The organism is Acidovorax sp. KPB24-03, from assembly GCF_057546605.1.
In genome coordinates this window covers 1-5,845 of the sequence record NZ_BAAJYR010000215.1, presented here as the reverse complement: position 1 = coordinate 5,845, position 5,845 = coordinate 1, and the positions used below count along the sequence as shown (strand labels likewise).

The 5,845-nt window shown below is 69.6% G+C and carries 7 protein-coding genes and 1 pseudogene; 7 read left to right on the top strand and 1 reads right to left on the bottom strand.

Translation table 11 applies throughout. The features are described from left to right. On the top strand, nucleotides 1-612 hold a 612-nt coding region (locus tag AC27KI_RS17485; RefSeq protein WP_487114967.1), incomplete at its 5' end, for an ABC transporter ATP-binding protein. A gap of 54 nt (nucleotides 613-666) precedes the next feature. Here the strand turns inward: AC27KI_RS17485 and AC27KI_RS17480 are convergent. Beyond that, on the bottom strand, nucleotides 667-1,785 hold the full coding sequence (locus AC27KI_RS17480) for a class I SAM-dependent methyltransferase (RefSeq protein WP_487114969.1): 1,119 nt from the start codon (nucleotides 1,783-1,785) through the stop codon (nucleotides 667-669). Between the two features lie 8 nt (nucleotides 1,786-1,793). Between AC27KI_RS17480 and AC27KI_RS17475 the strand changes: the two genes are divergently transcribed. The 6 genes and pseudogenes from AC27KI_RS17475 to AC27KI_RS17450 all read left to right on the top strand — a co-directional run. Further along, on the top strand, nucleotides 1,794-2,597 hold the full coding sequence (locus tag AC27KI_RS17475; RefSeq protein ID WP_487114965.1) for an SDR family oxidoreductase: 804 nt from the start codon (nucleotides 1,794-1,796) through the stop codon (nucleotides 2,595-2,597). A gap of 42 nt (nucleotides 2,598-2,639) precedes the next feature. Further along, on the top strand, nucleotides 2,640-3,011 hold the full coding sequence (locus AC27KI_RS17470) for a dihydroneopterin aldolase (protein ID WP_284392946.1): 372 nt from the start codon (nucleotides 2,640-2,642) through the stop codon (nucleotides 3,009-3,011). Nucleotides 3,012-3,016: 5 nt separating this feature from the next. Continuing rightward, nucleotides 3,017-4,003 (top strand): tRNA 2-thiocytidine(32) synthetase TtcA, encoded by a 987-nt coding sequence (gene ttcA, locus AC27KI_RS17465; RefSeq protein ID WP_284429497.1) that lies wholly within the window; start codon nucleotides 3,017-3,019, stop codon nucleotides 4,001-4,003. Nucleotides 4,004-4,064: 61 nt separating this feature from the next. Then, complete coding sequence (locus tag AC27KI_RS17460) at nucleotides 4,065-4,694, top strand: DUF4136 domain-containing protein (protein WP_487114962.1); 630 nt, start codon at nucleotides 4,065-4,067, stop codon at nucleotides 4,692-4,694. 17 nt (nucleotides 4,695-4,711) lie between these two features. After that, a complete protein-coding gene (locus AC27KI_RS17455) occupies nucleotides 4,712-5,350 on the top strand; it encodes a histidine phosphatase family protein (protein ID WP_284425884.1) in 639 nt (212 codons plus the stop codon). After that, nucleotides 5,334-5,845: pseudogene (locus AC27KI_RS17450) on the top strand (alanine racemase); the annotation flags it as partial. The gene AC27KI_RS17455 and the pseudogene AC27KI_RS17450, both read left to right, overlap by 17 nt.

Here is a 5,845-nt window from a genome sequence, read left to right as displayed (position 1 = left end):
TTCCTGTTCGACGAGCCGCTGTCCAACCTCGATGCCAAGCTGCGCGTGCAGGTGCGCACCGAAATCAAGGCGCTGCACCAGCGCCTGGGCACCACCACGGTGTACGTCACGCACGACCAGGTGGAGGCCATGACCCTGGCCGACCGCATCGTGGTGCTCAAGGACGGGGTGATCGAGCAGGTGGGTGCGCCCCTCGATCTGTACGACCGGCCGGCCAATGCGTTCGTGGCGGGGTTCATCGGCTCGCCGGCCATGAATTTCATTCCCGGCCGGTTGCATCTGGACGGCGACGCCAGCGTGGTCACCGACGACGGCTTGCGCCTGCCCCTGGCCCGCCCGCCCCGCGGGCGCCATGGCGACAGCGTGCTGTACGGGGCCCGGCCCGAGCACTTCGCGCTGGACACCAGCGGCGCGGGCCTGCCGGCCCAGGTCGTCGTGGTGGAGCCCACGGGCTCGGAAACCCAGGTGGCGCTGCGGCTCGATGGCCGGCACGACATCCTGGCGGCGTTCCGCGACCGCATCGACGTGCGGCCGGGCGACGCGCTTCAGTTGCGGCCCGTGGCGGCGCAGGCGCACCTGTTCGATGCGGCCAGCGGCCTGCGGCTGAATTGACACCACCCTGTCATCGGTGGCGCCCACCCGAAGGGCTCAGGGCGGCACAGCGCATCACAGCCGGTGGGATCGGTCCCCTTGCGAAAAGCCCACGGGCTCCCACGGTTCGCCCGCGCCCAGGGCCAGCACCTTGAACAGCTCGCCCATCTCGTGCTCCATGACCAGCTTGGCGGCCGTGGCGCGTTCGAGCAGGGGCAGCTCCACCATGCGCTGGGCCAACCCGCAGTTGATGAGAAAGTGCGCCTGCGTGGTGTAGCCCAGCACCTGCAGGCCCGCGTCCTGCGCGGCCAATGCCATGGCCGTGAAGTTGACGTGCGCGGTGATGTCCTTGCGGCCCACCGCCACCAGCGGATCGCTGTCGGCCAGGTGCCCCTGGTGGCACATCACCGTGCCCATGTGGCGCTGGGGGTGGTAGTACTCCGCCTCGCCGAACCCGTAGTCCAGCAGGAAGGCTGCGCCGCGCTCCAGCCGGTCGGCCAGGGTGCGGATGAAGCCCTCGCCCTGCGGGTGGATCTCGGTCAGGTAGTCCTGCGGGCCTTCCACTTCGATCGGTGGGCGCAGATCGGTGGGGCGGTCGGCCCAGGCGAAGGCATCGCCCTGCAGCACCACGCCGCGTTCATGCCACACGCCGCCCGCCTGCCCGCCGTGGCGGGCCAGCAGCTTCACCGGCATGGCGTCCAGCACCTCGTTGCCCACCACCACGCCCGCAAAGCGGTCGGGCAGCGCATCCACCCAACGCACCTTGTGCGCATGCGGGGACAGCAGCGCCTGCTGGCGCACGCGCAGACTGCCGGACAGATCGACGATGGTGTAGCGCTGCACCCGTTCGCCCAGGGCATCGAGCAGCTGCAACGCCAGGGCGCCGGAGCCCGCGCCGAACTCCCACAGCTCGTGCGTTCCGGTCCGTGCGAGGGCCTCTCCCACCTGCACGGCCAGGGTCTGGCCGAACAGGGGGCTCAGCTCGGGCGCGGTCACGAAGTCGCTGCCCGACCCGGGCAGCAGGCCGAACTTGGTGGAGTCGTTGGCGTAGTAGCCCAGGCCGGGCGTGTACAGGGCCAGGGCCATGAAGCGGTCGAAACCGATCCAGCCGCCGGCCTGCGCAATGGCCTGGCCAATGTGGGCCGCCAGGGCGGTCGTTAAACTTGGGGGTTCTGTCGTCGTCACGGTCCCGATTGTCCCCGATGCCCTCCCCCTCCCGTCCTCGCACCGTGCTGGTGACCGGCGCCGCCAAGCGCCTGGGCCGCGACATCGCGCTCGCGCTGGCCGCCGGCGGCTGGCAGGTGGCCGTCCACTATCGGCATTCCGAGCAGGATGCTATTGAAACCGTAGCAGCATGCCGGCGATTTTCTTGCGCCAGCGCCCATTTCGATGCCGATTTCCAGAACGAGGCCGCCGTGCGCAGCCTGCTGCCCCGCGTGGTGCAGCATTTCGGCGCGGTGGATGCGGTGGTCAACAGTGCCTCGCTTTTCGAGCACGACGATGCCGCCAGCTTCGGGTTTGCCACGCTGGAGCAGCACCTGCGCAGCAACACCGCGGCGCCCGTGCTGCTGGCCCAGGGCCTGCATGCGCATCTGGAACAGCGGGCCGCAGCCGCTGCGGGCGATGAGGGCGACCAGGGCGAAATCCACGGCGCCGTGGTCAACCTGCTCGACCAGAAGCTCTGGAACCAGAACCCCGACTTCCTGAGCTACACCCTCTCCAAGGCAGCGCTGGAGGCGGCCGGCACCATGCTGTCGCTGGCCCTCGCGCCCCGGGTGCGGGTGGTGGGGGTGGCGCCGGGCCTCACCCTCACCAGCCACCTGCTGGAAGGCGAGAAATTCCGCCAGCTGCACGCGCTGAGCCCGCTGGGCCGGTCTTCCACGCCCGCCGACGTGGCCGCCACCGTGAAGTTCGCGCTGGAAAACCGCTCCATCACCGGCACCACGCTGCTGGTGGATGGCGGCCAGCACCTGATGCGGTTCGAGCGCGACTTTTCGATGATGTGAGCGCAGCCCGGCTCCGCCCTCCCCCTTTCCTTCCCATATCCCATGTACAACGCCGCAGGCACCCAGATCCTCACGCTCACCGGTTTGCGCTTCGACGCCAACCTGGGCATCCTCGCGCACGAGATGACCACGCCGCAGCCCATCCAGGTCGATGCCGAGCTGCACCTGGGCACGCAACCCCTGCACCCGAGCGACGACGACATCCTGCACGTGCTGGACTACCGCAAGGTGCGCCAGATCATCATCGACGAGTGCACGGCCGAGCACGTGAACCTGCTGGAGACGCTGATCGGCAAGCTCAGCGCCCGGCTCATGCTGCTGCCCGGCGTGCTGGGCGTGCGCGTGAAGATCGCCAAATTGGAAATTTTTGACGACTGCGAAGTGGCCATCCGCAGCGAGACAGGACAGTGGTGAACCCCATGAATGCCATCCTCAACGACCCCACGCCCGGCTGGACCGCCGACGCCCCCGAGCCCCTCGGCACGCCCGATGCAGCGGCAAGCGCCGAGGCCGCTGCGGCGCCGGCCCGCCTGAAGATCGAGCGCGAAACCCACAAGCTGGAAAAGCGCCTGTGCCGCGAGGTGGGCAAGGCCATCGTGGACTACCAGATGATCGAGGAGGGCGACAAGGTCATGGTGTGCATGTCCGGCGGCAAGGACAGCTACGCCCTGCTGGACATCCTGCTCAAGCTCAAGGCGCGCGCGCCCATCCACTTCGACCTCGTGGCGGTGAACCTCGACCAGAAGCAGCCGGGGTTTCCCGAGCACGTGCTGCCCGAGTACCTGGCCTCGCAGGGCGTGCCGTTCCACATCGAGAACGAAGACACCTACAGCATCGTCAAGCGCCTCATCCCCGAAGGCAAGACCACCTGCAGCCTGTGCAGCCGGCTGCGCCGCGGCATCCTGTACCGCGTGGCCGACGAACTGGGCTGCACCAAGATCGCCCTGGGCCACCACCGCGATGACATTTTGCAGACGCTGCTGCTCAACATGTTCTTCGGCGGCAAGCTCAAGTCCATGCCCCCGAAGCTGGTGAGCGACGACGGCAAACACGTGGTGATCCGCCCGCTGGCCTACGTGGCCGAGAAGGACACCGCGCGCTGGGCCGCGCACCGCGACTTCCCCATCATTCCCTGCAACCTGTGCGGCAGCCAGGAGAACCTGCAGCGCAAGCAGGTGGGCGAGATGCTGCGCGAATGGGACCGGAAATTCCCCGGCCGTGTGGAAAACATGTTCAACGCGCTGCAGAACGTCGTGCCGTCGCACCTGCTCGATGGAACACTGCACGACTTCAAGGGTCTGAAGGCGACGGGCATCGCCAGCGAAGACGGAGACAAGGCGTTCGACCGCGAGGATTTCCCTGCCGCCCCCGGATTGCCCGGCGTGCAGGTGGTCCAGCTGTCCTGAACGCCCCATCGCCTCGCCCCAGCGCTGACCGCACCATGACGGCCCCTTTCCGGAGACACCCATGAAGACCCTGCGCTGCGCTTTCTCCATCACCCTGGCCACGGCCGCCCTGATGCTCGGCGGCTGCGCCGTCACCCGCACCGTGGACAGCGCGGTGCACAGCTACTCGACGCTGGCGGCCCTGCCCTCACCGCCCACCTACCGACTGGAGCGCCTGCCCTCGCAGCAGGCCCAGGCCGCATCGTTCGCCCCCATCGAAGCCATGGCCCAGCAGTCGCTGGCGCGCGTGGGGCTGCAGCGCGACGACGCCAATGCCCGGCTCGTGCTGCAGGTCGGCGCGCAGGCAAGCTATGCCACGCCGGCCTACTGGCCCTACTATGGCGACCCGTTCTACCCCCGCTGGGGCTGGGGCCTCGGCTATGGGGGCCATGGCGGCCGCTGGGGCTGGGGCATGGGCGGCAGCTGGATGATGGACCGCCCCCCCACGCTCTACCGCCGCGAGGCCAGCCTGGTGCTGCGCGACGCCGCCACGCAGCAGATCGTGTACGAGACCTCCGCCGTGCACGAGGACGTCTGGACCAGCGACCCGGCCATCTTCGGCATCCTGTTCGACGCCGCCCTGACCGGTTTCCCGCAGCCCCCCGCGGGCCCGCGCCAGGTGCGCACCACCCTGGCGCCGCCTGCCCCCTGATCGACGAACTCGCCGCCATGCACGCCACCCGCATCATCGCCATCCGCCACGGAGAAACCGCCTGGAACGTGGACACGCGCATCCAGGGCCATCTGGACATTCCGCTCAACCACACCGGCCTGTGGCAGGCGCGCCGCGTGGGCGAGGCCCTGGCCGGCGAGCCCGTGGCCGCCATCTATGCCAGCGACCTGCAGCGCGCCCATGCCACCGCGCAGGCGGTGGCCGACACCACGGGCGCACCGCTGGTCGCCGAGCCCGGCCTGCGCGAGCGCAGCTTCGGCCAGCTGCAGGGCCGCACCTTCGCCGAGATCGAGACCGAAATGCCCGAGGAGGCCCGCCGTTGGCGCCAGCGCGATCCGCACTTCGTGCCCGACGGGGGCGAGTCGCTGATCGTGTTCCGCGAGCGCATCCTTGGCACCACCCACCAGCTGGCGCAGCGCCACCCCGGCGAACTCGTGGTGCTGGTCGCCCACGGCGGCGTGATGGACGTGCTGTACCGCGCCGCCACCGGCCAGGAACTGCAGGCCCCACGCACCTGGCAACTCACCAACGCGGCCATCAACCGCCTGCTCTGGACCGGCGACGGCCTCACCCTGGTCGGCTGGGCCGACACACAGCACCTGGACGACGCCACGCGCGATGAAGCCCATTCCTGAATCCCTGCGCGCCAGCATCGGCCTGCGCGTCGACCTGATCGACACCCCCGCACTCGTCGTCGATCTCGACGCCATGGAGCGCAACATCCAGCGCATGGCCGACTTCGCGCGCAAGCACCAGGTGCGCTGGCGGCCCCATGCCAAGATGCACAAGAGCGCCGAGCTCGCCCTGCTGTTGCAGCAGGCCGGTGCCACGGGCGCCTGCGTGCAGAAGGTGAGCGAGCCGAGGCGCTGGCCGCCGCCGGCGTGAACGACCTGTACATCAGCAACCAGGTCATCGCCGCCGCCAAGCTGCTGCGCGTGGCGCGCCTGGCGCACCAGCTCGGCCTGCGCGGCGGGCGCCTGGCCCTGGCGGTGGACAGCGAGGAAGGCATCGAGCGCCTGGCCGAGGCCATGGCCGTCACCGCCAGCGATGCGGGCATCGATGTGTTCGTGGAAATCGACGTGGGCCAGCGGCGCTGCGGCGTGCCGCCCGGCGAACCGGCCGTGACCCTG